We start from the raw sequence: 25,377 nt of genomic DNA on the forward strand, positions 1-25,377 counted from the left end.
GTTGAAGCTTGCGCGCCGGGGCCTTCAGGCTGATGCGGAAGCTCGCACTGCACTCGGCGCCGCTCGGGAAGATGCTCGCTGGCTAGGCACGGCAGGACTTTTGGAGAGATACTCTGTGTTAGCCCGCTTGCTGCTCCAGCGCTTGCTAGCGGAGTTGGAGCGAGTAACCCTGAAACTGACGCCAACGTCGGAGACCGGTTGCGTAGCGAGGTCGATGTCTGACTATGAAACGCGAGAAAAAGAAATTGGCCAATTGCTCGACGAGATCAAGAACGATCCCGTCGAGCTCGACGGACAATCGCTTCGCTATCGAGACGAGTACATCACACAACATCCTAGACCCTTCGCGGAGATCCTGTCGCACTACGACATAATCCAGGGATACTCCATCGACGGCTTTATTCCGATGATAAACGGCGTCAAGAACTTCTGCTGCTACGAGCACGGAACGCTGCGCGAAATTCCGTTCGAGAACAATCTCACCGGCTTGATCTGTCGGATCTCGTTTCAGCGCGCGCCCGCAGTGTTCGTGACAAATTCGGACGTGCTGCCCTCGGTCGAGCGGTTGGGACTAAAGAAGGATAGGGTGGTCTATCTCCCGCACGCGTTTGACAATCACAAGCTGCGCGCATTCCGCGATGCGCACCCGGAACTAAGTCCCTCAACGGGCGGGTCTGTCATTTTCTTTAGTCCCTCGCGCCACCATTGGAAGCGGGGAAATTCATCCTGGCTGAAGGGCAACGATGTGATCATCCGCGCTGCGGCCGAAGTCGCGCGCCAGACGAGAAATTTCAAGCTTGTATTCGTCGAATGGGGCCAGGAAGTCGCAGACAGCAAGGATTTGATCGAGGAGCTCGGTCTGTCCGAGTTGGTCGAATGGATCCCGACGATGTCCAAACGGGAGCTGTGGCAACGCTACTGCGTGTCGCACGCTGTGATTGATCAATTCGTTGTTCCCGCTCTCGGCGGTGTCGGGTTTGAGGCAATGGCGCTGGGCGTCCGGTTGATTTCCGCCATCGACAAGCAGCAGACGGGCTTGTTCTTCGGCCAAGAGCCGCCGTTGCTCGCGGCTGGTAACGTCGTTGAATGTGCTGCGCGAATGCGGGAAGTCATCCAGGATCCTCTTGATACCCGAGGTTGCGGCGAGGCTGCCTCTCAATGGATGTCGACTTTCCATTCCGCAGAAAGAATCGTTGCTCTCCAGTGCAGGGCGTATAGCAACCTGCTGGCAGGTCAGTGGTGACGGCGTTTCTCGCGACGCCGATGCTGATTTCTTAGAGTTCCCATAGAATGATGCTCAAGCAGATCTCATCCTTCATCAAGCAGTATCCTCCGCTCTTTCGTGCGTTGCGGCCGGTGTTCTATTTCCTTTTCGGCCGGTGGAATGCGTTGGTCTCACAGCTCGTGATCCACCGCGCGCAGCTCGCGCAGGCTCGAATCCCGAAGATGTCCGTTGCCGGTGATGCTACGTCGCGAAATAGACAGATTGGCAGATCTGCCTCTGGTCGCGAAGTGGTGATGCTTGTCGTCTCCGATCTGCGTGTGGACCCAAGAGTTGAAAGAGAAGCTCGTGCACTCGGCGCCGCCGGATATGACGTGACGGTGATCTGTCCCGAGCCTACGAAGGGGGCAGGCGAAACCTTCAATCTTGATTGGGGACCGCGCGTTCATATTCAGCATGCCGATTGGACGGCTGCGACGTTCATGAGCGAGCAGCCGGGTTACCTTGCGGAACAGCTTTACCTGGAAGCGGTGAAGAGGAAGCCGTTTGCGTACCATGCGCATGATCTCTCCACCGCCTATGCCGCGATGGCGGCCGCAAAGTATCGAGGTGCGTACCTTGTGGTGGACTTCCACGAGTGGTTTTCGGAGAATGTTCATTGGAACACGAAGCAGTCCGCCTGGGCGCCGTACCCTGCCGAGTGGAAGCGGGCGCTTCAGGAGCTGGAAGTTCGTTGTCTTAACGAGGCCTCAGCCACGATCACCGTGTGTGACTCAATTGCGGATACAATGGAGGCCGAGCTCGGCGGTCGCCGTCCCGTCGTGGTCCGCAACATCCCCGATATCGCGGTGACGCCGTCGCGCGAGTATCCGCCGCTCAAGCAGCAGCTGGGGCTGCCGGACTCGACGTTCGTTCTGCTGTGGCAGGGAGGGACCGGCCCGACGCGCCTGATCGAGCCGATTATTGAAGCCCTTGCCTATGCGCCTGATTGTATCTTCGTCATTCGGGGTCCTTCTCTGGATCTGTTTGGCCCCGACTATCTGGCATTGGCGCGGCGCACCGGCGTGGAGGGCAGGCTTGTGCTTGCTCCGCCGGTCCCGTCGAAGGACGTCGTCGCGGCCGCCCGAGGAGCGGATGCCGGGATCTGGACGTTGCCGGCCTTGTGCCGCAACTTCACCTTTGCGCTCCCCAACAAGATTTTTGAATACCTGGCCGCCGATCTTCCCGTCCTCGTTGCGCAATACCCCGAGGCGAAGCGTCTTGTCATGGAGAACGAGGTCGGGTTGACGTTCGATCCCTATGATCCGCGTTCCATCGCGGAGTCGATCAATCGCCTCGTCCAGGATAAGCAACTCCGGGCGGCCTTCACCGCCAGCACGCGGAAGGCGCTCGCAAGGCTGGATGCAAAGTCAGAGTGGCGGAAGGTCGTTTCGCTCTACGACAGCCTTTCTCCAGGAAAACCGCCGCAACGCGGATCCACGCAATGAAAGACCGACTGAGATCACTTGCGCGGCTTGTGTTGCCGTGGAGCGTTCGAAGGCGGATGCTCACAACCTGGTCGATTGTGAGATCGCCGGGTCAGGGGACACTAGTCCGCCGCAAGTTGCAGGCGCTGAGGCAAGGGCTTCTAGGCCTGGTCGCTACTGCTCTTTCGATTGCCATCCTGAAGCTCGCAATTTGCGTCGCTCCAGCACTTGGAGCCGTGCGGTTGCGGCGCGGACGGCCTAGAACCTTGTGGGGCGTAACGCCGATCCTGACCCTGCAGCTCAAAGCCATGGCAGATCGAACGCTTGGCTTTCGATCGAGCTCTCTTGTCTACGTAACCTACGTCATAACGTCTCGCTTCGATCTGAATCTCCAACGGCCTTACGTTCTGGCACTGAAGTTTGGTCTGGGGCTCGCGTTCCAGCGTTTGGTGCTCGCATGGGCCCTGGTTCGGTACGATGTGTTTCACTTTTTCGCCGACCGCGGGTTGCTCGATTCGACGGAGCGGTTGCAGATCAATTTTGAAGAGCTTGCCGCTCTGCGGCGGGCAGGAAAGCGCGTCTACATTTATGCGTATGGTGCCGATGTTCGTACCAGGCTTGCGACCCTGGCCCTCGGCAAATGGAATTTCTGCGTCGACTGCACGGAGCCGCCCAAATATTGCACGTGTCACGACGAAGAGGCCCAACATTATGTTTCCGAATTGACCAGATCCGTAACGGCTCTGGTCTCGCTCGGCGACATGCTGACCTACATGCCTGCGGCAAAACATATCAATTACTGGCCGTTGGATCTGGATCGATTCAATGCAGTTCTCCCGGATGCGCCGCCATCCGGTCCCCTTCGCATCGCTCACGCGCCTAATCACACGCACTTCAAGGGCTCAAAGTACCTGGAGCGGACGATCGACAGGCTGAGGGCGCAGGGATACGACATCGAATATTGCAAGATACAAGGCGTTCCCAACGGTGAGGTCCTCGCGCTTTTCGCTCAATCCGACATCGTGGCGGATCAGTTTATCGGCGGTGCTTACGGCTACACCGCGCTCGAGGCGATGGCGCTCGGCAAGCCGGTCCTGAGCTACGTGAGAAGCCCGGATCTGGTCGAAGCGCCGGAGGAATGTCCGATCATCAACGCAACTCCGGATGAACTTGAGCAGGCGTTGCTGTGGGTCATCCGCAATCGGGATAGCCTTCGCACGATCGGCGAGCAGGGCCGGCGCTATGTCGAGCGATGGCACGGCATATCGGCGATCGCTGCGCGGCTTGGACAGCTTTATCGGGAGACTGCAAACTTTCCGCATGGTGTCGTCGATCGCATTCGATACCAGCAGGAGCAGGAGGAAGCCCGGCGCAACGCCATTCCCCTCGTGAGGAATTGGCAGCATCCATTCCAGATCGGGAGGCAGCCTGCTTCAGAAGGTCTGAGTGCATTCGCCGGGACGAATCCCCGATGATCGGACCGCAAGGGCATCTCCAGTGACATCGGTCGACACATCAGGTGCGATCACGCGCTCGCCGCAACCACAGGGGCTGGATTGGCATCGGCATTTCCAGCAACAGCACGGGCGAGCGCTGCGCGTACTGCACCTCGGCAATATCGCGAACAACGCGTTCAACAATGCCAGGATCCAGCGCCAGCACGGCATCGACGCTTATGTCATCGCCTACGAAAACTACCACATCATGGCGTCCCCGGAATGGGAGGAGGCGACGTTCGATGGAGACCTCGGCGATCCATTCTTTCCGGATTGGACGAAGGTCGATCTCGGAGGCTACCGGCGGCCGAGATGGTTTGCCTCTGGACCTCTGAATTTATGTTGCTCGATGATTGCCGCTGAGGTTGGCGGGCAGCCGGACCTCGCCGAGGAATTCCGTCGCTCGCTGGATCGGGCCCGGCGGGCCGTGTGTTCGCAGACAGCGTCTGCCCGCGTGATCCGTCTTGGCCAGAAGATCAGACGGAGGATTCGTCGATCCCCCGCAATGGCGCGCGACATCTTCATGCGACGCGTTCTGGCAAGGGATGACCCGGAGCAGCAGCGGCTTGTTGACGTCTGGCGGCAAGGGCGTGCGCCGGGTTCTCCGCCAAGCGCCGCGGACTTTGGCAGCTACCGGGCACGGCTCGCGCCGCTTATGGGCCTGCTGAACCGGTTTGACGTCATCCAGGCCTACGCAACCGATGGTGCCTGGCCGCTGCTCGCTCAGCGCCCCTATTTCGGATATGAGCATGGAACGCTGAGAGCAATCCCGTTTCAGGACGACGGCCTCGGGCGGCTCACCGCTACGGTGTTCCTCGGAGCAGACCACGTCTTCGTCACCAACATCGATTGCGTGCCTGCCGCCCGACGGCTTGGCGTGCCGCCGGATCGGATTACGCCGCTTCCGCATGCGTTCGACGATACCAAGCTCGTTGAATTCGGGGCGAGAAACAGCGCGATCAGGCCGCCCGACGACCAGGTCATCGTTTTTCATCCGACTCGACAGGACTGGCGGGACGCGGACCCTAGCCTGGTGAAGGGCAATGATCGGTTGATCCGTGCCTTTGCGCGCGTTGCGCAGCAAGCGCCTGCGCTGCGGCTTGCGATGATCGCCTGGGGACGCGACCTTGATGCCTCGCGAGAGCTGATACGAAGTCTGGGGCTCGACGATAAGGTGCAGTGGCTCGCGCCGATGCGCAAACCGGAGTTGTGGAGGACGTATCTCCGCAGCCACGCTGTGCTGGATCAGTTCGTTCTTCCATCATTCGGTGGAATTACCTTTGAGGCCCTGGCGCTTGGCAGGCGAGTCATCACGAACGTGGATGCGGGGACGGCCAAGGAGTTCTTTTCCGAAGCGCCTCCCATCCTGTCGGCATCGACCGAGAGTGAGATCGCCGAGGCGCTTCGCAAGATCGTCGCGGATCGGGACGACCGGCATGGACTCGGCGCTGCCGGAGCAGCCTGGATCCAGAAGTATCATTCCGCGGCGAGAATCGTCGAGTTGCAGTTGGCAGCGTACCGACGGCACATCGAATCCGTTCGCGCCTGACCGGCCACAGTGATGACAGCGACGCGCACAGATCGTCACATTCGCTCAGCAAGATGAAAATCCTTCACGGCCCCTTCAATATCGGTAATCAGCCCTGGTCACTCTCGCGTGCCGAGCGCCGGCGCGGAAACCGGAGCGACCTGGTCATTCGAAGCGGGACCTGGTTTCGATACCCGGCCGACAAGGTTCTGTACGACGACACGGCAAGTAACTTTCAGAAAGTGGCCCGAAGCGCGTGGTTCGGATTGTCCGCGCTCCTGCGCTACGACGTGCTGCACTATTATTTTGGAACAACGTTCCTGTATCCAGGCTATGCATTCGAGGGCGTCGGCTGGATGGGGCCGCTGCTGAATCGGCTCGTGACGATCGATCTCAAGCTGGCCAAGGGGTTGGGCAAGAAGCGGTTCATGACCTTGCAGGGGTGCGACGCAAGGCTTGCGGGCGAGGGCAATCGGCGCAACCAGTGGACCATGTGCGCCAGCGGGCGTTGCTCCGCCTATGAAACTTGCGTCGCGTCGCTGGATGCGCGCCGGTCCCGCCTGATCGACCGCGTGCTTCCGCTGTTTGACCGCGTATTCTACCTCAATCCGGAACTGGGGCACGTCGTTCCGGGAGGACAGTTCCTGCCTTACGCCAACGTGGAGATCGGTCATTTCTCGCCCGAGTATCCCCGCGCTGAAGGTAAGCCGAGAATTGTCCACGCTCCGAGCGATCCGAGTATCAAGGGCACTCAGATGATACTCGATGCGTTGGAGCGTCTGAAGTCCCGGTTCGACTTCGAGCTGATCCTGGTTGAAAAGAAAACGCATGAGGAGGCGATGGCCATTTACAGGTCCGCCGATCTTGCCATTGACCAGGTGCTTGCGGGTTGGTACGGCGGCTTTGCCGTCGAGATGATGGCGATGGGAAAGCCGGTGGTATGCTACGTCAGGGAAAGCGACCTGCAGTTCGTCCCGCCGGCCATGCGGGATGATCTTGCGATCCTGAACGTCGATCCCGGACGGCTCACGGAAGATCTTGCGGCTATCCTCGAGCGGCGCGCCGAGTGGACAGAGCTGGGGAAGCGGGCGCGTCGCTACGTCGAGCGATGGCATGATCCTGATCATATTGCCGGAGCGATGATCGCAGCCTATCGCAGCCCCGACAGTAAGTTTGTGCTGGCGCCGGCCGGCGCCGAAGTCGAGTAGATTCAGATGTGTGGCATTGCTGGCATTCTGCATTTTGGCGCCTGTCCGGACGCGAACGCCCGGATCCGGAATATGGCGGCCAGTATCGAGCATCGCGGGCCTGATGACAGTGGATTCCATGTGACGGCGGACGTCGCATTGGGCTTCCGCAGGCTCGCGATTGTCGACCTGGCCACCGGCAACCAGCCCATGACTAACGAGGATGCAACCGTATGGGTGGTCTTCAATGGCGAGATCTACAATCACCGCGAGCTGAGAAAAGAGCTCGAGGCCGCCGGGCATGTCTTTGCGACAGATCACTCGGACACTGAGGTTCTGGTCCATGGCTGGGAGCAGTGGAAGGACAGGCTGTTCAACAAGCTGAACGGCATGTTCGCCTGCGCCATCTGGGACGAAAACCAGCGTGAGCTGGTGATCGCCCGCGACCGATACGGGATCAAGCCGGTCTACGTCGCGGAGTTGCCCGGCAAGGGTCTCGTGTTCGGCTCGGAAGTGCGTGCGCTGTACGCCAGCGGGTTGGTGAACAAGCAGTTCGATGCATCAGCGACGCTGGAGTACTTCACGCTGATGAACAATTGGGGAGGGCGCACGCCCTTCAGGGGCGTCCGTCTCCTCAAGCCTGGTACGTTCGAGCGAGTTACGGCGAGCGGGAGCTCGAGCGGCACCTATTGGGCTGCCGCTTACCATCGTAAATACGCGCCAGGTCTGGCACGGGCTTCGGGCGAATTCGGCGAAATATTGCAGGCGGCGCTGCGCAGGCAGTTGGCCGCGGACGTGCCGGTCATGGCGTATCTGTCGGGCGGGATCGACAGTTCGGCGATCACGGCAGGTGCGCACCAGATCGATCCGGTCGTCCGCGCCTATTCGTGCATCTTCGATCTTGAGAATGTCGGTGTCGACAAATTCGTCGACGAGCGCGAATTCTCCCGGGAGGTCGCCAAGCAGCTCGACATCCAGCGTGTCGAGCTGATGGTGCCGGAGGATGCCTTGGCCCGTCATCTCGATGCGACGGTTGGCGCGATTGAATATCCTCGCATGGGAATGGCCTATGTGAACTATCTGATCGCGCAACGCGTCGCTCGGGACGCCAAGGTCGTGCTGTCGGGTACGGGCGGCGACGAAGTCACCGGAGGGTATGTCGGCAGATACGCCATCGTGCCGAGGGCAACTCCGGTTTCCCTGATGCAGCGTGTCATGCAGCGGTTTCGCGCCGCCGCGGGAGATCCGGCCGCCTCACGAGATGCATTTGCCCTCTACCGCGCAAGCCTCAACGTCCCGGTATCGGCCGACAAGATCGGCGATGCCTTTACGCCGGAATTTCTGCGGGCCGCCGGAGGTTTCGATCCGCTCGCGGCGATCGGAGATGCGATCGGGTCGGTTCCGTCGCGGGATCCCTGGGACGCCGTCATGCACGTCGACATGACCACCTATCTTCCGGGTCTTTTGTCGCTGGAAGACAAGCTGTCCATGGCGCATTCCCTTGAGACCAGGGTGCCGCTTCTGGATAACGAACTGGTCGACTATCTGCTCGGCGTGGATTGGGGCCTGCTGTCCGATGGCAGCACGGGCAAGATCCTGTTTCGCGAAGCGGTCCGGCCGCTCGTCCCCGACACGATTTACCGGAAACCGAAGATGGGATTTGGTCCTCCGGACGCGTCTTGGTACAGAGGGATTCTGCGCTCATGGATCGAGGAGCAACTCTCGGAATCCCGCATTAGGCAGCGAGGCGTATTCCAGCACGATTTCGTACGTCGGATTCTGGACGAGCATTTCGAGCAAAAGGCAAACCATGTCGCGTTGATCTGGTGTTTGCTCAGCTTCGAGTCCTGGTGCAAGCAACATGGTGCCTATGGCGGCGCCCTCCACTAGTTGCAGTTGTAGGAGCTAGATTTATGCGAACCGTTGCGTCTTCACGTCTCCGTCCGAACGGAATGGAGCTTCAGCTCGAGGCTTTCACGCAACAGGAAGGCCAGGTCATCGAAGGCGTGCTTCGGACGCCCGATGCATCGCTGTGGTATCCGATCCTGCACGGGGTTCCCTGCTTCCTGAGCGGCCCGATGCAGCCTGACCTGACCGATTTCTGTTCACGCTACGGCTTGCCGAAGCCGGCGACCGCGCAGAGCCGGCCGGAAGCCCATGAGCAGGCCAAGACAAATCAGACCTTCTCGGACAAGTGGCGCCGCTTCAAGCAGTATGGGCTGCAACCCGAGCACAAGGAATTCCTGTTCGGTTGGTATTGCAAGAAGCTCGGGCTGCCCGATCTGGACGCCTTGAAGGCTTTCTACCGGTCCAAGCAGCGCGTGCTCGAGGTCGGTCCAGGGTCGGGCTTCAACACAAGGTTCATCGCCGAGAACTGCCCGGGCGAGGTGTTCGCGCTCGACGTGTCTGATGCGGCGTTGACGACGTTCGAGAACACCCGCGATCTCGAGAACTGCTCGGTCGTCCAGGCCGATTTGATGGAAGCTCCTTTCCCCGATGACACGTTCGACTTCATCATTGCGGATGGAGTGCTGCATCACACGCCCAACACCAGAGCGGCAGTGGAGGCCCTGTACCGCAAGGTCAGGCCAGGCGGCCAGTTCTTCTTTTACGTCTATCGGAAGATGGGCGCCGTGCGTGTCTTCGCCGACGACCATGTCCGCCAGAATTTCATGCCGCTCTCCGCGGAGGAATGCTACGCGGCGTGCGAAGGGATCACGGAACTGGGCCGGGAGCTATCGCGGCTGAACGCCACGATCACGCTTGAGAAGCCTATACCGGTGCTCGGGATTCCTGCAGGAACGCACAACGTCCAGCGATTGCTGTACTATAATTTCCTGAAATGCTTCTGGAACGAGGCGTTCGACTATGAAACAAACAACATGGTCAACTTCGATTGGTATCATCCGCACAACGCCTGGCAGCACAGTGATGACGAGGTTGCGGGCTGGATGAAGGAGCTCGGAGTCAAGGACTATGCCTTCAACGACTCCAATCCGAACGGGATTTCAGTCTTGCTGACGAAGCCAACGGTCTGACACGGGTATGCGGATATTATTGACGGGCTGTAGCGGTTTCGTCGGCTCTGCTCTCGGTCCTCGGTTGGTGGCCGAGGGGCATGAGCTTTTCTGCGTCTGCCGGCCGGGAACGTCGGTCGCCTTCGGAACGACCGTGGTTTGGGATGGCGCGGCTTCGATCGAAGCTTCCAGCTTCCCCAAGACGATCGATGTTGTTGTTCATGCCGCTCAGTCGCGACGCTATCGCGACTTCCCCGCGGATTCGCGCGAGATGTTTGACGTCAACGTCGGCATGACGATGCGGCTGCTGGATTGGGCGGCTCGAGCGGCGGTCAAGCACTTTTGCCTGCTTTCGTCGGGGGCGGTCTACGAGCCGTTTGCAGGAGCGCTAAGAGAGGATGCCGGCCTGGCGCCTCCCGGCTTCCTCGGCGCGAGCAAGTTTGCTTCTGAAGTCGTTGCGAAGCCGTTCTCCAGCATTTTTTCCTTGAGCATACTGCGGTTGTTCTTTCCGTACGGTCCTGGCCAGCGCGATCGGCTCATTCCGCAGCTGATACGCCGGATCCAGGACGGTGGGGCAATCCAGCTCTTCGGCGGCACGGAGGGGATTCGCCTCGCTCCCACCTTCATCGACGACATCGTCGAGGTCATCCTTGCGAGCATTGCGTCGTCCTGGACGGATACGCTCAACGTGGCGGCCTCCGAGACGCTCTCAATCCGGCAGATTTCGAACACGATAGGTCAGCAACTCGGCCTCGAACCGAAGTTCGAGATCGTGAACCCGAACACCCCTGCCGTCGATATTGTTCCTGATCTGAGCCGCCTTGCGTCTCGTTTGGACTTGCGGCGATTTGTGCAGTTCAAGGAAGGGATTCGAAAGACGATCTGCGCGAGCCCTGTCGACGCACCGGATCATCGCCTGGCCGAATCGCAACACCGTTAGTGAAGTCCATGACGCTGAAGATTCTGACCATAGTCGGTGCCCGGCCACAGTTTATCAAAGCGGCGGCCGTCAGCCGCGCGATCCGGGAGACCGACGGGCTCTCGGAAGTGATGGTGCATACGGGCCAGCATTTCGATCTGAACATGTCCGACGTCTTCTTCGAAGAGCTCGACATTCCCAAGCCGCGACATCATCTCGATATCAATGGCGGCGGCCATGGCGATATGACGGGACGCATGCTGATGGCGATCGAGCCGATCCTGCTCGAGGAAAAGCCCGACTGGGTCGTCGTCTACGGCGACACCAATTCGACGCTGGCCGGTGCTCTCGCGGCGTCGAAGCTGCACATTCCGGTCGCGCATGTCGAGGCGGGGCTCCGATCGTTCAACCGCCGCATGCCGGAGGAGATCAATCGGGTCGTGACAGACCATCTCTCCGCTCTGCAGCTCTGTCCGACGACGACCGCCGTCACCAATCTCGCCGCTGAAGGCGTGACGGCCGGCGTACATCACGTCGGGGACGTGATGTACGATGCGACCCTGTTCGTGACCGACAAGGCAGAGAAGAGCTCGGCGATATTGACCAATCTCGGGCTGGCCTCGAAGACATATGCGCTCGCGACGATCCATCGCGCCGAGAACACCGGCGATCGGCAGCAGCTTCTCGCGGTCGTGCAGTTCTTGCAGGATCAGTCGCGAAAATTTCCCGTTGTCCTCCCGCTGCACCCGCGCACCCGACAGGCTGCGCTGGCGATGGGGGTCGATCTGGACGGCTTGAAGGTCATCGATCCAGTGGGCTACCTCGATATGGCGAAGCTTCTGCACAACGCCCTCGAAGTCTATACGGACTCGGGAGGGGTACAGAAGGAGGCCTATTTCCATCGTGTGCCGTGCATTACGTTGCGTGACGAGACCGAGTGGACGGAGACCATCACGCACGGGTGGAACCGGCTCTGGAAGCAGCCGTCGCAGGCGGTTCGGCGCGATATCGACGAGTATGGGACTGGTCGCGCCGCCTACCACGTCGCGCGCCTGTTGAGCTCAGGCGGCCCGCGATAGCCTTGCCGTCGGGAGAGGCCTCCAGCACGGCTTCCAGGGTTGTGGCTTTGCCGCTATGGCGCTATCAGAGGCCCAGTTAGATGGTTTTCAGGCCGATTATCCGTAACAACCCCGTACGAGTGATGAAATGAATTCCGAATTGATCGCGAAGCTCAACGACAGAACGGCCAAGATCGGCATCGTCGGTTTGGGCTATGTCGGCCTGCCTCTGATGCTTCGCTATTGCGAGGTCGGCTACAAGGTGATCGGCTTTGATATCGATCAGACCAAGGTCGACGCGCTTCGCGCCGGCCGCTCCTATATCGAGCATATCTCGAGCGCCAGCATCAAGAATGCGACGGAGCTTGGGTTCGAGCCGACGACCGATTTCTCGCGCGCCCGTGAGGTCGATGCGCTGATCCTTTGCGTGCCGACGCCGCTCAACAAGTATCGGGAGCCCGATCTCAGCTTCGTGCTGAACACCACGGAGTCGCTGCTGCCGTATCTCCACCAGGGAATGGTGATGTCGCTCGAAAGCACGACCTATCCCGGTACGACCGAGGAGGAACTGAAGCCGCGCATCGAAAAGTGCGGCTTCACTGTCGGCAAGGACGTGTTTCTTGTTTTCTCGCCGGAACGCGAAGATCCCGGCAACCAGAATTTCACGACGCGTTCGATCCCGAAAGTCTGCGGCGGCTGCACGCCGGCATGTCTCGAGGCCGGCATCGCGCTCTATCGCCAGGTGATCGACAAGGTCGTTCCGGTGAGCTCGACCCAGGCCGCCGAGCTGACCAAGCTCCTGGAGAATATCCATCGCTCGGTGAACATCGGTCTCGTCAACGAGATGAAGATGGTCGCCGACAAGATGGGGATCGACATTCACGAGGTGATCCGCGCGGCGGCAACCAAGCCGTTTGGGTTCGTTCCGTACTACCCCGGTCCCGGCATCGGCGGTCACTGCATTCCGATCGACCCGTTCTATTTGACGTGGAAGGCGCGGGAATACGGCATGCATACGCGCTTTATCGAGCTCGCCGGAGAGATCAATTCCTCGATGCCGGACTACGTGGTGTCGAAGATCTCGTTGGCGCTCAATCAGAGGCACAAGTCGATCAGCGGCAGCTCGATCCTGGTTCTCGGCATCGCCTACAAGAAGAATGTCGACGACGTCCGCGAATCGCCGTCGGTGGCGTTGATGGAGCGGCTTCGTGATCTCGGCGCCAAGGTGTCCTACAGCGATCCGCACGTCCCCGCGTTCCCGAAGATGCGGGCGCATTCGTTCGATCTGTCGAGCGTTGCGCTCACCGAGGACAATCTGCGGCAATTCGATTGCGTCCTGCTTGCGACCGACCACGACAAGTTCGACTATCAACTGCTCGGCGCGCACGCGCCGCTGCTGGTCGATTGCCGTGGAAAGTTTCCTCAGCCGGCGGACAATATCATTCGCGCCTAGGCGACCGCGCAGGCGCTCCGGCTGCCATTCGCCCAGAACCGTAGCTCTAGGCGGCCTCAGCACCTGGTCGATGGTCGCTCACTGCGACTGTCGACGCTGCCGTCTGGTCGAAGGCCGACCGCGGTGCAATGTACCAGAGCAGGAAGAGCAGCCCGGTGCCGTTCGTGAGCAGGGCGGTCGAAAGCGGTACGTTGAGAAGAACTTGCGGAAGAAGGCCGGCGGATAGCAGCACGAATTGCGGCGGCAACCCGGACGAGAGGCGATTGCCGAGAGCAATGATCAGGCCGCAGCCCAGCGCGGACACCGGCGCGAGCACGAGGCCGACCGAAGCGACGCCTTCGGTGGCAAACAGCGAAGCATTGAAAGCACCGAGATCGTAGGACCTGGCCATGACGGCCCATATCGGCTCGTCGTAGGCGCATGCGACCACGAGCTTCACCGCGTTGATCTGGCAGAAATGGGTCAGCGGATGTGCCGAGAAGTAGTTGTTGTAGATCTCGAGGGCGAGCGACGGAATCGCAACCATCCTGGTGTTGACGGTGCCGAAATAGATCAGTCCGGGCTTGAGTGGAAACAGATCGGTCTTGACCAGGACGAACAGGATCGTGCCGATCAGCACAGGCAGGAAAAACGACAGGATCGTTGCAACCCTGGCCTCGGCCAGCTTGCAGACGAGCGCGAGAAACAGCAGCCAGACCGGCGCAAACAGCGCCATCTTGGTCAGCATGATCGGGTAGATCAGGAGCATCAGGACGAGCGCGATCCCTGCCTGCCAGAACCGCTTGCTGGTGACGAAGCAGGCAAAGGCGAGCGGCAACAGGGCGTTTGAAACGATCCAGACCGCATATCGCAGGATGCCCGGCAACGCGACCTCCGCGCGATATTTGTACATCTCGTTGAGATCGACCAGCTTGAGGTTGTAGAGGGCGCCGATGCCGATGATCGCGGCGGAGGCGATCAGGATGACGGATGGCATCATGTAAAAGGCGCGGGCCGGCATGACGATGGCCTGCCGCATCGGCGAGGTGATAAACAGCGTGGGGACAAGGAAGGCGAACGCCGACAGCACGATCGAGATGAGCGCCAGGCGGTGATCGTAGTCGAGCAGCGAGAACTCGATCAGCCAGAGATATCCCAGAACCATGATGTAGAAGTAGAAGCCGACGAGATAGCCGAAACTGAAGCGGCTGATTGCGAACAGGATGACGACGGGACTGAACACCAGAACGTTCAGGATCGCAGATGTCAGGTGCGATTTGTCGAAGCCGATGACGCCCGGGAAAGAATCTGTGATCGTGATGCAGTACAGCGAAATGCAGCAAATCGCGACGTGGGCATAGGCGAGCAGGGCAAGCTTGGCTTGGCGCCAGCCAAAATCAGGCTCGAACTGCATGACGCGATGGTTCATTCTCATTTGCCGCCGTACCGGGCTCCGCGTTTGGACTGTCTCGTTGGTGATCGTCGTATTCGGCCAGGCTGGGCCCGAATAATCGCCACACGATGACGCCTCCTGGGTCCAACGACATGGCACGCCGCCGCTAGGACGACAAGGATAGGCTGGTGCTTCATGCCGCTTTTCCTGCCGGTGATGCAGGGGCGGCGTTGCCTTGAGCAACAAATCCGCCGCGGGTCGTGCCGTCCGATCGGGGCGAGGCCTTGCCTTATCCCGAGTTTTCTGGGTAATGGACGCTATGCTGCGGCTCGCAAGGCCGCTTGTTCCCTCGGCTCTTCGGCTGGCTGCAATGGCTGGTCACGAGACAAGACAGGGCCTGTTGCATGATCAGATTTGGCCTGCTCGGGTGCGGGCGTATCGCCAAGCGCCATTCCGATCTCCTGGGTGGCAATCGCATCGCGGGAGCAAGCTTGGTTGCAGTTTGCGATCCGCTTCGTGCGCGTGCCGATGCGATTGCCGGCAAGTTCGCCGTTCCCGCCCATTACGACATGGACGAGTTCCTGGCGCGCAAGGATATCGACGCCGTTGCCGTGCTGACGCCGAGTGGGCTGCATCCCGCGCATGTGATCGCCTGCGCCAGGGCCGGCAAGCACGTCGTGGTCGAGAAGCCGATGGCGCTGCGGTTGCAGGATGCCGACGACATGATCCGGGCCTGCGACGAGGCCGGCATCAAGATGTTCATCGTCAAGCAGAACCGCTTCAACGTGCCGGTGGTCAAGGCGCGCGAGGCGCTCGACGCCGGCCGCTTCGGCAAGCTCATCCTGGGGACGGTCCGGGTGCGCTGGTGCCGCGACCAGGCCTATTACGACCAGGACGATTGGCGCGGCACCTGGGCCTATGACGGCGGCGTGCTGACCAATCAGGCGAGCCACCATGTCGATATGCTGGAGTGGTTCTTCGGCGAGGTGGTGAGCGTGCATGCGCGCGCGACGACGGCGCTGGCCAACATCGAAACCGAAGACACCGCCGTCGCGACGCTGAAGTTCCGCAACGGCGCGCTCGGGATCATCGAGGCGACCACCGCGGCGCGCCCGACCGATCTCGAAGGTTCGCTGTCGATCCTGGGCGAAAAGGGCACGGTCGAGATCTCCGGTTTCGCGGTCAACCAGATCCGGCACTGGCGCTTTGTCAACGAGCTGCCGTCGGACAAGGACGTCGTGGAGAAGTTTTCGGTCAACCCGCCCAACGTCTACGGCTTCGGTCATCAGGCCTACTATCATCACGTCGTCGATTGCCTGGAGAACCAGCGCGCGGCGCTGGTCGATGGGCTCGAGGGCCGCAAGAGCCTGGAGCTGATCTCGGCCCTCTATGAGTCGATCGAGACCGGTGAGGAGGTTGCGCTGCGCTTCACGCCGCGGCTGAGCCGGCTCGGTGTCGCTTCGTGAATCGGCCGGAAGTGCATCAGGCCAGCGTGCGCGATGTCGCGTTCGGCGAACGCGTCAAGATCGTCGAGCCCTGCAATCTCTACGGCTGCAAGCTCGGCGATGATTGCTTCATTGGGCCTTTCACCGAAATCCAGAAGGGCGTGGTGGTCGGAGCACGCACCCGCGTGCAATCGCATGCCTTCATCTGCGAGCTCGTCACCATCGGCGAGGACTGCTTCGTTGGGCACGGCGTGATGTTCGTCAACGACACGTTCTCCACCGGCGGCCCGGCACACGGACGCAAGGAGCTGTGGCGCGAGACGGTCATCGGCAACCGGGTGTCGATCGGCTCCAACGCCACGATCATGCCGGTCAGGATCACTGATGACGTCGTCATCGGCGCGGGATCCGTGGTGACCAAGGACATCACGATATCAGGCACCTATGCCGGCAATCCGGCGCGCCGGCTGCTGGCGGGCCAATAGGGGAATATCGATGCCGGTGCCGTTTGCCGACCTGCAACTGCAATACCAGTCGATCAAGAGCGAGATCGATGCGGCGATCGCCGGTGTGATTCGCGACAACGCCTTCATCCGCGGCAGCTATGTCGACGCCTTCGAGCGCGAATTCGCCGCGGCCGCGGAGGTGGCTCATTGCGTATCCTGCGCCAACGGCACCGATGCGCTTTACCTCGCCATGCGCGCGCTGAAGGTGAAGCCGGGCGACGAGGTGATCACGACGGCGCATTCCTGGATCTCGACTGCGGCGATGATCACCCATTCCGGCGCCACCGTCGTATTCTGCGACACCGATGATGCGACGTTCACGGTCGATCCGGCGGCGATCGAGGCCGCGATCACGCCGCGCACGGTGGGTATCATCCCGGTGCATCTGTACGGCCAGCCAGCGGACATGGACGCGATCATGGCGATCGCGCAGAAGCACAAGCTCTGGGTGATCGAGGATTGCGCCCAGGCCCATCTCGCGCGCTACAAGGGCCGCATGGTCGGAACGTTCGGCGAAGCCGCGACCTATTCATTCTACCCCGGCAAGAATCTCGGCGCGATGGGCGATGCCGGCGCGGTCGTCACCAACGATGCGGCGCTCGCCCAGCAGATGGCGATGCTGGCGCGCCATGGCGGGCTGGTGAAGCACCAGCACCACATCGAGGGCGTCAACAGCCGGCTCGACGGCATGCAGGCTGCGATCCTCTCGGCCAAGCTGCCGCATCTCACCGCATGGACCGAAGCCCGGCAGGCCGCCGCCGAGGTCTACGACGCCGGCCTCAACCAGATCGAGGATGTCGTGGTGCCCGAAGTGGCGCCGGCGCGCAGCCACGTCTATCACCTCTACACGATCAGGCATCCGCGCCGCGACGCGCTCGCCGCGCATCTGAACGCCAATGGTGTGCAGACGGCGATCAACTACCCCACCGCGCTGCCGTTCCTGCCGGCTTATGCGCGGTTCAACCACCGGCCGGAGCAATTCCCCAACGCCCATCGCGATCAGGGTCAAATTCTCTCAATACCGATGTTCGCCGAGATCACGCGCCAGCAGCAAGACGAGGTGATCGACCTGGTTCGGAAGTTCTGATCGCGGCTCGCGCCGGGTGCGGGGTTCAGCTTCGCTGCAGCAGCGGCTTCAGGAACGCTTCCAGATTGGGGCCTGAGAACAGGTAACCCTTCAGGCCCGCTGCGCGTGCGGCCTCGAGATCGGTCGGTTGATCACCGACCAGAAAGCTTCGTTCGACATCGACCGGAAAGCGCTCCAGCAGATCGGTGATCATGCCCGGCGACGGCTTGCGTCGGGGGCTGACCTGCCGATAGCGCTCAACGGTCCCTTCAGGATGGAACGGGCAATACTCAAAGGCGTCGATATGCGCGCCGATCTTGCCGAGCTCGGCCGCCATCCAGTCATGGAGCTGCTGGATGTGCGCCTCCTCGTAGAGGCCTCTTGCCACGCCTGACTGGTTGGTCACGACAAACGCTAGATAGCCCATGTCGTTGACGGCCTTCACCGCCTCGCGCGCGCCGTCGATCCAGATCAGCCTGTGGCTCTCGAACAGATAGCCGATATCGTGGTTCAAGACGCCGTCCCGATCGAAGAAAACCGCCGGCCGTCGCGGCTCACTTTCGGAAGCGCTGCTCATGAGGTGATGATCCCGTCTCCACGAGGCACGAGCCAGCTCAATAGTTCACAATGCCGCGCGCGACAATGTGGACCGAACATGCCCCGGGCGGCCTCAAGGCTATCGCTCGTCCGCAATCACCTTGCCGTCGTTCGGCAGCGAGCCGGCGCCGACCAGCTCGACAGCGCCGCCGAGTTTTGTCACGGCACGCAGCGTCGCCGCAACCTCACCCTGTAGGGCATTGGACGGCGAACCGCATTCGGCCTTCAGCGTCATCGCGTCGGCCTCGCCGGCGCGCGTGACCACGAGGCGCAGCCGCCCGAGCTCGGGATGGCGCTTGGCGATTTCCGCGACCTGCTCGGGGCGCACGAACATGCCCTTGACCTTGGTGGTCTGGTCGGCGCGGCCCATCCAGCCCTTGATGCGCATGTTGGTGCGTCCGCATGGGCTGGTGCCGGGCAGGGCGGCGGTCAGATCGCCGAGCGCGAGGCGGATCCAGGGATGATGCGGATCGAGCGAGGTCACCACGATCTCGCCGACGTCACCCGGAGTAACGGGATCGCCGGTGCCGGGCTTGACGATCTCCAGGATCAAATCCTCATTGACCGTCATTCCCTCGCGCGCCGGCGTCTCGAATGCGATCAGGCCGAGATCGGCGGTGCCGAACGCCTGGTAGGCCTCGACGCCGCGCGACTTCATCTCCTCCTGCAACGATTTCGGAAAGGCGGCGCCCGAGACCAGGGCGCGCTTGATCGAGGACACGTCGCGGCCATCAGCTGCGGCAGCGTCGAGCAGGATCTTCAGGAAATCAGGTGTGCCGCTATAGCCGACCGGACGATAGGCCTCGATCAGCTCGAATTGCTGCTCGGTATTCCCGGGGCCAGCCGGGATCACCGCGCAACCGAGCGCCCGCGCCGAGGCGTCGAAGATGAAGCCGCCGGGGGTGAGGTGATAGCTGAAGGTGTTGAGCACCACGTCCCCCTCGCGAAAGCCCGCCGCAAACAGCGCCCGCGCCCCGCGCCAGGGGTCCGCCTGGCGGCCTTCGGGCTCGAAGATCGGTCCGGGCGAGGTGAACAGCCGGGCAAACGAGCCCGGCTTGTCGGCCACGAAGCCGCCGAAGGGCGGGGCGGCCTTGTGCAAGGCCGGCAGTTCCGATTTGCGCAGCACCGGCAGCCCCGCCAGCGCCCGCCGGCTGGTGATGGAGGCGGGATCGGTGCCCCTCATGAGGTTGGCATAGGCGGGCGCTGCCATCGCCTTGCGCAGCACGTCCGCCAGCCGGGCGAACAGGGCGGCCTCGCGCTCGGCCGGATCGCGCGTTTCAAGGGCGTCGTAATGGTCGGTCATGGCAGGTCCTTGAGAGGATTTGCGCAGGTGGCGTGCCGGTCCGCCCGTGCTATCAGACGGGGACCGCTGACATTGGGACGGTTCCAGGGAGCACGATGGCTGAAGCAGAGAGCGTTGCGGCGGACGGGGCCGCCGACGTCGTCGCGACGTTGAAGCGCCGCATCATCGACCACGCCTTGCCGCTGTGGTCGACGGTCGGCTGGGACGGCACGACCGGCGGCTTTGTCGACCGGCTGCATCAGGATGGGACAGCCGACAACGCCGCGCCGCGCCGCCTGCTTGTGCAGGCGCGCCAGATCTATTGCTACGCCAAGGCGGCCCAGATGGGCTGGTATCCCGAGGGCCGCGCGATCGCGCTGAAGGGGTTGGATTACCTGCTGGCCAAGGCCAAGGCACCGGATGGCCGGCCGGGCTTCGTGTTCAGCCTGACGCCGGACGGCGGCGTGCATGACCCGCTGCGCGACACTTACGGCCATGCCTTCGTGCTGCTCGCACTGGCGACCGCCTACGGCCTCGACCAGGACGCCCAGATCCGCGGCGAGATCGACGCGCTGCTGTCGTTCCTCGACACCCAGCTGCGCTCGCCCCATGGCGGCTTCCAGGAAGGCCTGCCGCCGTCGATGCCGCGCCGGCAGAACCCGCAAATGCATCTGTTCGAGGCGATGATCGCCTGCTTCGACGCGACCCACGATTTGTCGTTCCAGAACCGCGCCGGCGATTTCTTCGCGCTGTTCCTGGCCAATCTCTACGACAAGCAGACGCACACGCTCGGTGAATATTTCGAGGAGGATTGGTCGAGGATCCCGCCGGTCAGCGTCGAGCCCGGGCACCTCGCGGAATGGGTCTGGCTGCTGAAGGGATTTGAGCGGATCACCGGTTGCCCCACCGGGCGTCCGCGTGGCGAGCTCCTGGCCTCTGCGCTGCGCTACCGCGACGCCACCGGCTGCCTGATCGACGAGGGCGATACCGAGGGCAACATCCGCCGCCACAGCAGGCGGCTGTGGCCTCAGAGCGAGCTGGCGAAGGCCTGGATCGCGCAGGCGGAGTCGGGCGAAGCTGGCGCGGCGGACGAGGCCCGCGCGGCGCTGCGGCTGCTGGAGCGGCACTATCTCAGCCATCCCGTGGCCGGCGGCTGGTATGACCAGTTCGACCGCGACGGAAATTCGCTGGTCGCCACGATCCCGGCGTCCTCGTTCTACCATGTTCTCTGTGCGGTCACTGAGGCCGAGCAGGTGCTCGGATAGAACCGCCTTCCTGGTCTGACGCGTTTTCTGCACACGCAACTCCGCCCGAAAACGCTCGATATCCTCACAGCCAGCGCTTGCGCCGCTTGAAGCTCTTCAGGTTCTTGAAGCTCTTGCGCTGGTCGCCGGCGCCGCCGAGGTAGAATTCCTTGACGTCCTCGTTGTCGCGCAGCTCGTCGGCGGAGCCGTCGAGCACCACCTTGCCCTGTTCCATGATGTAGCCATGGCTCGCGACCGACAGCGCGGCGCGGGCGTTCTGCTCGACCAGCAGGATCGTGACCCCGAGATCGCGGTTGATCTCCTTGATGATCGCGAACACTTCCTTGACCAGCAGCGGCGACAGCCCCATCGAGGGCTCGTCCATCAGGATCATCTTGGGGCGCGCCATCAGCGCGCGGCCGATCGCGAGCATCTGCTGCTCGCCGCCGGAGAGATAGCCGGCGAGGCCGGTGCGCTCCTTCAACCGCGGGAAATATTTGAACACCATGTCGATATCGGCCGAGACCTCGCGGTCGCGCCGGGTGAAGGCGCCAAGCCGCAGATTCTCCAGCGACGTCATGTCGGCGACGATGCGGCGGCCTTCCATCACCTGGAAGATGCCGCGGCGGACGATCTTGTCCGGATCGATGCCGTTGATGCGCTGGCCCTCGAACAGGATCTCGCCGCGGGTGACCTCGCCGTCCTCGGTCTTGAGCAGGCCGGAGATCGCCTTCAGTGTGGTCGACTTGCCGGCGCCGTTGGCGCCGAGCAGCGCCACAATCGCGCCCTTCGGCACCTCGAGGCTGAGGCCGCGCAGCACCAGGATGACGTCGTCATAGACGACCTCGATGTTGTTGACGCTGAGCAGTGGCGGCGGCGGGACTGCCGTCGGCACCGGGCGGGTCGTTTCGAGGGTTTCGTTCATGGTCTCGATCACTCTCCACTGTCGTCACCCGCGTTTCGTGCGCAACTGCGCACTAGAGCGGGTGGCCCAGTATTCCAGAGGCGCCAACGATCAATTGAGAGGCCGCGGCGTACTGGATCCCCCGCTTTCGCGGGGGATGACGATTGTTGTCGAGGCTGCGCTGGTGGCAGCCTCCCGACCTCACCAGCCAAACCATTCCGGCTTGCGCGGCAGTTCGACGGTCTTCACCTTCTCGAGCTTGATCGTGCCCTTGCCCATCAGGTCGTTGATGTCGCCGTCGGTCGCGCCCGACACCTTCGAGCGATAGAGGTCGACCTTCGTCGTCGGACGGTGATCCTTCTCGGTCCAGGTGGAGGGATTGCAGACGCCGTCCATTCCGGCCGGCACCCAGTCCTTCTTCTGGTAGAAGCCCTTGGCGACGTTCTCGCCGGTGGCGCCGCCATTCTTGGCGGCCCAGTCGAGCGCTTCCTTCAGATAGAGCGCGCTGCACACCGCCGCGATGTAGTGCACGGGGCGATAGACCTTGCCTGACGGATCGGACATCTTGGAGATTTCCATCACCGTCTTCATGCCGGGCGCGTTGCCGCCCCAGCTCACCGCGGTGCGGAGCGGGAAGATCACGCCATCGGCGGCATCGCCCGCGGTCTTGGCGGCGTTCTCGTCCATGCCCCAGACATTGCCCAGGAACTGGACGTCGACGCCGGCGGTCTTGCAGGCTTTCAGCACGGAGATGTTGGAGGCAGCCGTATTGCCGAGATAGGCGTAGTTGGCGCCGGAGCTCTTCAGGCTCAGGCACTGCGCCGAGTAGTCGCCGGGCGACAGCGCGAACACCAGCGGCGGCAGCACCTCGAAGCCGAGCTCGGTGGCGAGCGCTTCGCCGGCCGCCTTCGGTGCGTTCGGATAGGGATGATTGGCGCCCATGTGGACGAATTTCGGCTTGCCGGGCTTGCCCTTGGCCTTCCAATCCTCAGCGGCCCAGGTCAGCATCGCACGCATCGCGTCGGAATAGCTCGGACCGTAGAAGAAGTTGTACGGCGCCGGCTTGGCCTTGCCGCTGGTGCCTTCCGGATCGGTCAGCGCGGCGGCGTAGGAGCCGGAGATGTCGGGGATCTTGTCCTGGGCGAGGAAGCCGGTCAGCGCCTCGGTGTCCGCCGTGCCCCAGCCCATGATCGCCGCGACCTTGGCGTCGGACGCCGACCACTTCTTGTACAGCGCGATCGCGCGCGGCACCTGGTAGCCATAGTCGTTGCTGTCGACGCTGAGCTGCTTGCCGCCGACTCCGCCGTTCTTGTTGACCCAGGCGAAGGTGTCGGCGACGCCCTGGCCGTAGGGCGTGCCGACGTCGGAGGTGCCGCCCGAGAGGTCCTGCAGATGGCCGATGGCGATCTGCGCCTGCGCGGTGGCGGCCGCGCTGCTGACCAGCAGCGCAAGGCAGACCGAGCTCAAAAGGGATCTAATCGTCATTGTTGTTTCCTCCTGCTTTTATTCGTTGAACCGAATTTGAGTTGTTCCAAGCGTCAGTGCGAGAACGGATAGAGCTTCCAGTAGGCCTTTATCTGCCGCCAGCGATGCGCGAGGCCGTCAGGCTCGAACATCAAAAAGCCGATGATGATCAGGCCGATCGCGATCTCGCGCAGGAAGGTGATGTTATTGTTGAGCTGCAGCGCCTTGTCGATCGCGCTGCCCTTCAGCCAGGCGCTGAGCCATTCCATCGATTCCGGCAGCAGCACCACGAAGGCCGTGCCCATCAGCGTGCCCATCACCGAGCCGGTGCCGCCGATGATGACCATCGCCAGGAACAGCACCGAGCGTTCGATGCCGAAGCCTTCCTGGGAGACGACGAGCTGATAGTGCGCGTAGAGCGCGCCCGCGATGCCGGCAAAGAAGGCGGCAAGTCCGAACGACAACGTCCGGTACTTGGTCAGGTTGATGCCCATGATCTCGGCGGAGAGATAGTGATCGCGGATCGCGACCAGTGCGCGGCCGTCGCGGGTGCGCATCAGATTGGTGACCAGCAGATAGCTGATCACCATGTAGGCGAGCACGACGTAGAAATACTGCCGGTCGCCGCGCAGCGTATAGCCGAAGATCGAGAACGGGTTGGCGCTGGCCGGCACCGAGCCGCCGGAGAACCAGTCGGCGCGCGAGAAGAAGTCGAGCAGGATGTACTGCGCGGCGAGCGTCGCGATGACGAGATAGAGCCCCTTCAGCCGTGCCGCCGGCACGCCGAAGACCAGGCCGACCAGCGCCGTAATCACGCCGGCGAGGGGGATCGCGAAAAACACCGGGATCGGCGCGTTGTTGGAGATGTAGGCCGAGGTGAAGGCGCCGAACAGGAAGAACGCGGCGTGGCCGATCGAGATCTGGCCGGTGAAGCCGACCAGGACGTTGAGGCCGAGCGCTGCGATCGCGAAGATGCCGATCTGGATTGCGATCGAGAGCAGGTAGTTGGACAGCAGCATCGGCGCGAAGCAGGCGAGCGCGATGCCCAGAATCGCGAAGTTGCGGCTGGTCGCGGTCGGGAAGATCGTGGTGTCGGCCGCGTAGCTGGTGCGGAAATCGCCCGACGGGATGAGGGTGCTCGTTGCCATTGATCAGACCCGCTCGATGTCCTTGGTGCCGAACAGCCCGTACGGCTTGATCATCAGGATGATGATCAGGACGTAGAACGGCGCGATCTCGTACAGATTGCCCCAGTGCAGATACTCGCTGTCGACATACTGGGCGACGTTTTCCAGCAGCCCGATGATGATGCCGCCGAGCACCGCGCCACCGACCGAGTCGAGCCCGCCGAGGATCGCGGCCGGAAACACCTTGATGCCGTAGGCGGAGAGGCCGGACGACACGCCGTTGACCACGGCGACCACGACGCCGGCGACCGCCGAGACCGTGGCCGAGATCGCCCATGCCATCGCGAACACGCTCTTCACGGAAATGCCGAGCGACTGCGCGACCTGCTGGTTGAAGGCGGTGGCGCGCATCGCAAGGCCGTATTTGGAAGCACGGAAGAACCAGGCCATGCCGACCATCATGGCAAGCGAGACCACGAGGCTCATGACATAGACGGTCTGGATCTGCAGCCCGAACAGGCTGACTGACTGGCTCTGGAATATCTGCGGGAACGGCTGCGGGTTGACGCCGAAAATCCATTTCAGCGCGGCCTGGAACACGGTCGAGAGGCCGATCGTCACCATGATCACTGAGATGATCGGTTCGCCGATCATCGGCCGCAGGATCACGACCTGGATCGCGATGCCGAAGATGAACATGAACACCAGCGTGATCGGCATGCCGACCCAGAACGGCACCTGATACTTCGTCAGCAGCGCCCAGCACACCCAGGCGCCGACCAGCAGCAATTCGCCCTGCGCGAAGTTCACGACCTGCGTCGCCTTGTAGATCAGCACGAACGACATCGCGACCACGCCGTAGAGCGTGCCGACCACGAGGCCGTTGACGATCAGTTGGATCAGGAACTGGATGTTCATGGGGTGTTGCCAACCTTGCCGATCGTCATCGCCGGGCTTGACCCGGCGATCCATCCCGAAAGAGGACCCTTGCGAAGGGGATGGATGCGCGGGTCAAGCCCGCGCA

Annotated in this window: 21 protein-coding genes; 14 read left to right on the forward strand and 7 right to left on the reverse strand. The window is 62.1% G+C overall.

The window, feature by feature from the left end:
* Window positions 1-214 precede the first annotated feature (214 nt).
* From AAFG07_RS14965 to AAFG07_RS15010, 10 genes are all read left to right on the forward strand, one after another.
* A complete protein-coding gene (locus AAFG07_RS14965; protein WP_342727948.1) occupies window positions 215-1,243 on the forward strand; it encodes a glycosyltransferase in 1,029 nt (342 codons plus the stop codon).
* A gap of 47 nt (window positions 1,244-1,290) precedes the next feature.
* Complete coding sequence (locus AAFG07_RS14970) at window positions 1,291-2,709, forward strand: glycosyltransferase family 4 protein (RefSeq protein WP_342727949.1); 1,419 nt, start codon at window positions 1,291-1,293, stop codon at window positions 2,707-2,709.
* Window positions 2,706-4,163, forward strand: coding sequence for a glycosyltransferase (locus AAFG07_RS14975; protein ID WP_342727950.1), 1,458 nt, complete (start codon window positions 2,706-2,708; stop codon window positions 4,161-4,163). Before AAFG07_RS14970 ends, AAFG07_RS14975 begins: the two co-directional genes overlap by 4 nt.
* Before the next feature lie 22 nt (window positions 4,164-4,185).
* Window positions 4,186-5,733: a glycosyltransferase family 4 protein gene (locus AAFG07_RS14980; RefSeq protein ID WP_342727951.1), complete on the forward strand. Its 1,548-nt coding sequence runs from the start codon at window positions 4,186-4,188 to the stop codon at window positions 5,731-5,733.
* Window positions 5,734-5,786: 53 nt separating this feature from the next.
* Window positions 5,787-6,920 (forward strand): hypothetical protein, encoded by a 1,134-nt coding sequence (locus AAFG07_RS14985; RefSeq protein WP_342727952.1) that lies wholly within the window; start codon window positions 5,787-5,789, stop codon window positions 6,918-6,920.
* 6 nt (window positions 6,921-6,926) lie between these two features.
* A complete protein-coding gene (gene asnB, locus AAFG07_RS14990; RefSeq protein ID WP_342727953.1) occupies window positions 6,927-8,789 on the forward strand; it encodes an asparagine synthase (glutamine-hydrolyzing) in 1,863 nt (620 codons plus the stop codon).
* 23 nt (window positions 8,790-8,812) lie between these two features.
* Window positions 8,813-9,937: a class I SAM-dependent methyltransferase gene (locus AAFG07_RS14995; protein WP_342727954.1), complete on the forward strand. Its 1,125-nt coding sequence runs from the start codon at window positions 8,813-8,815 to the stop codon at window positions 9,935-9,937.
* Between the two features lie 67 nt (window positions 9,938-10,004).
* A complete protein-coding gene (locus AAFG07_RS15000; protein ID WP_342727955.1) occupies window positions 10,005-10,856 on the forward strand; it encodes an NAD(P)-dependent oxidoreductase in 852 nt (283 codons plus the stop codon).
* 8 nt (window positions 10,857-10,864) lie between these two features.
* On the forward strand, window positions 10,865-11,914 hold the full coding sequence (gene wecB, locus AAFG07_RS15005) for a UDP-N-acetylglucosamine 2-epimerase (non-hydrolyzing) (protein WP_342727956.1): 1,050 nt from the start codon (window positions 10,865-10,867) through the stop codon (window positions 11,912-11,914).
* A 127-nt stretch (window positions 11,915-12,041) separates the two neighbouring features.
* Window positions 12,042-13,346: a nucleotide sugar dehydrogenase gene (locus AAFG07_RS15010; protein WP_342727957.1), complete on the forward strand. Its 1,305-nt coding sequence runs from the start codon at window positions 12,042-12,044 to the stop codon at window positions 13,344-13,346.
* 46 nt (window positions 13,347-13,392) lie between these two features.
* Here the strand turns inward: AAFG07_RS15010 and AAFG07_RS15015 are convergent, their stop codons facing one another.
* Window positions 13,393-14,754, reverse strand: a complete 1,362-nt coding sequence (locus tag AAFG07_RS15015; protein ID WP_342727958.1) for a hypothetical protein — start codon at window positions 14,752-14,754, stop codon at window positions 13,393-13,395.
* A gap of 368 nt (window positions 14,755-15,122) precedes the next feature.
* On the opposite strand from AAFG07_RS15015, the gene AAFG07_RS15020 reads away from it, so the two are divergent.
* From AAFG07_RS15020 to AAFG07_RS15030, 3 genes are read left to right on the forward strand one after another with little or no spacing between them, the layout of a single operon-like run.
* Window positions 15,123-16,184: a Gfo/Idh/MocA family oxidoreductase gene (locus tag AAFG07_RS15020; RefSeq protein ID WP_342727959.1), complete on the forward strand. Its 1,062-nt coding sequence runs from the start codon at window positions 15,123-15,125 to the stop codon at window positions 16,182-16,184.
* Window positions 16,181-16,648: an acyltransferase gene (locus AAFG07_RS15025; protein WP_342727960.1), complete on the forward strand. Its 468-nt coding sequence runs from the start codon at window positions 16,181-16,183 to the stop codon at window positions 16,646-16,648. The genes AAFG07_RS15020 and AAFG07_RS15025 overlap by 4 nt, the downstream gene beginning before the upstream one ends.
* 10 nt (window positions 16,649-16,658) lie before the next feature.
* On the forward strand, window positions 16,659-17,756 hold the full coding sequence (locus tag AAFG07_RS15030) for a DegT/DnrJ/EryC1/StrS family aminotransferase (protein WP_342727961.1): 1,098 nt from the start codon (window positions 16,659-16,661) through the stop codon (window positions 17,754-17,756).
* Window positions 17,757-17,781: 25 nt separating this feature from the next.
* On the opposite strand, the gene AAFG07_RS15035 is transcribed toward AAFG07_RS15030, so the two are convergent.
* Together AAFG07_RS15035 and AAFG07_RS15040 are read right to left on the reverse strand one after the other, a co-directional pair.
* Window positions 17,782-18,249 (reverse strand): HAD family hydrolase, encoded by a 468-nt coding sequence (locus tag AAFG07_RS15035; RefSeq protein WP_342727962.1) that lies wholly within the window; start codon window positions 18,247-18,249, stop codon window positions 17,782-17,784.
* A 162-nt stretch (window positions 18,250-18,411) separates the two neighbouring features.
* Window positions 18,412-19,635: an AMP-binding protein gene (locus tag AAFG07_RS15040; RefSeq protein WP_342727963.1), complete on the reverse strand. Its 1,224-nt coding sequence runs from the start codon at window positions 19,633-19,635 to the stop codon at window positions 18,412-18,414.
* Between the two features lie 95 nt (window positions 19,636-19,730).
* On the opposite strand from AAFG07_RS15040, the gene AAFG07_RS15045 reads away from it, so the two are divergent.
* The gene (locus tag AAFG07_RS15045; protein ID WP_342727964.1) at window positions 19,731-20,879 is read left to right on the forward strand and encodes an AGE family epimerase/isomerase; all 1,149 of its coding nucleotides are present in this window, start codon (window positions 19,731-19,733) and stop codon (window positions 20,877-20,879) included.
* A gap of 64 nt (window positions 20,880-20,943) precedes the next feature.
* Here the strand turns inward: AAFG07_RS15045 and AAFG07_RS15050 are convergent, their stop codons facing one another.
* From AAFG07_RS15050 to AAFG07_RS15065, 4 genes are all read right to left on the reverse strand, one after another.
* Entirely contained in the window at window positions 20,944-21,783 is an 840-nt protein-coding gene (locus AAFG07_RS15050) for an ABC transporter ATP-binding protein (RefSeq protein ID WP_092115514.1), read from the reverse strand.
* 180 nt (window positions 21,784-21,963) lie between these two features.
* A complete protein-coding gene (locus AAFG07_RS15055) occupies window positions 21,964-23,247 on the reverse strand; it encodes an ABC transporter substrate-binding protein (protein WP_342727965.1) in 1,284 nt (427 codons plus the stop codon).
* Between the two features lie 53 nt (window positions 23,248-23,300).
* Window positions 23,301-24,374, reverse strand: coding sequence for a branched-chain amino acid ABC transporter permease (locus AAFG07_RS15060; protein WP_173637664.1), 1,074 nt, complete (start codon window positions 24,372-24,374; stop codon window positions 23,301-23,303).
* 3 nt (window positions 24,375-24,377) lie between these two features.
* Window positions 24,378-25,271: a branched-chain amino acid ABC transporter permease gene (locus tag AAFG07_RS15065; RefSeq protein ID WP_092115511.1), complete on the reverse strand. Its 894-nt coding sequence runs from the start codon at window positions 25,269-25,271 to the stop codon at window positions 24,378-24,380.
* Window positions 25,272-25,377: the final 106 nt, after the last annotated feature.

This window comes from Bradyrhizobium sp. B097, assembly GCF_038957035.1.
Lineage (GTDB): Bacteria > Pseudomonadota > Alphaproteobacteria > Rhizobiales > Xanthobacteraceae > Bradyrhizobium.

What these genes read in the sequence shown, in the direction of transcription:
- AAFG07_RS14965 (WP_342727948.1), top strand. Translation starts at nt 215, where the DNA reads ATGTCTGACTATGAAACGCGAGAAAAAGAAATTGGCCAATTGCTCGAC.
- AAFG07_RS15010 (WP_342727957.1), top strand. Translation starts at nt 12,042, where the DNA reads ATGAATTCCGAATTGATCGCGAAGCTCAACGACAGAACGGCCAAGATC.
- AAFG07_RS14985 (WP_342727952.1), top strand. Translation starts at nt 5,787, where the DNA reads ATGAAAATCCTTCACGGCCCCTTCAATATCGGTAATCAGCCCTGGTCA.
- AAFG07_RS15065 (WP_092115511.1), bottom strand. Translation starts at nt 25,271, where the DNA reads ATGAACATCCAGTTCCTGATCCAACTGATCGTCAACGGCCTCGTGGTC.
- AAFG07_RS15050 (WP_092115514.1), bottom strand. Translation starts at nt 21,783, where the DNA reads ATGAACGAAACCCTCGAAACGACCCGCCCGGTGCCGACGGCAGTCCCG.
- AAFG07_RS15060 (WP_173637664.1), bottom strand. Translation starts at nt 24,374, where the DNA reads ATGGCAACGAGCACCCTCATCCCGTCGGGCGATTTCCGCACCAGCTAC.
- AAFG07_RS14995 (WP_342727954.1), top strand. Translation starts at nt 8,813, where the DNA reads ATGCGAACCGTTGCGTCTTCACGTCTCCGTCCGAACGGAATGGAGCTT.
- AAFG07_RS15040 (WP_342727963.1), bottom strand. Translation starts at nt 19,635, where the DNA reads ATGACCGACCATTACGACGCCCTTGAAACGCGCGATCCGGCCGAGCGC.
- AAFG07_RS15020 (WP_342727959.1), top strand. Translation starts at nt 15,123, where the DNA reads ATGATCAGATTTGGCCTGCTCGGGTGCGGGCGTATCGCCAAGCGCCAT.
- AAFG07_RS15030 (WP_342727961.1), top strand. Translation starts at nt 16,659, where the DNA reads ATGCCGGTGCCGTTTGCCGACCTGCAACTGCAATACCAGTCGATCAAG.
- wecB (WP_342727956.1), top strand. Translation starts at nt 10,865, where the DNA reads ATGACGCTGAAGATTCTGACCATAGTCGGTGCCCGGCCACAGTTTATC.
- AAFG07_RS15015 (WP_342727958.1), bottom strand. Translation starts at nt 14,754, where the DNA reads ATGAACCATCGCGTCATGCAGTTCGAGCCTGATTTTGGCTGGCGCCAA.
- AAFG07_RS15045 (WP_342727964.1), top strand. Translation starts at nt 19,731, where the DNA reads ATGGCTGAAGCAGAGAGCGTTGCGGCGGACGGGGCCGCCGACGTCGTC.
- AAFG07_RS14975 (WP_342727950.1), top strand. Translation starts at nt 2,706, where the DNA reads ATGAAAGACCGACTGAGATCACTTGCGCGGCTTGTGTTGCCGTGGAGC.
- asnB (WP_342727953.1), top strand. Translation starts at nt 6,927, where the DNA reads ATGTGTGGCATTGCTGGCATTCTGCATTTTGGCGCCTGTCCGGACGCG.
- AAFG07_RS15055 (WP_342727965.1), bottom strand. Translation starts at nt 23,247, where the DNA reads ATGACGATTAGATCCCTTTTGAGCTCGGTCTGCCTTGCGCTGCTGGTC.
- AAFG07_RS14970 (WP_342727949.1), top strand. Translation starts at nt 1,291, where the DNA reads ATGATGCTCAAGCAGATCTCATCCTTCATCAAGCAGTATCCTCCGCTC.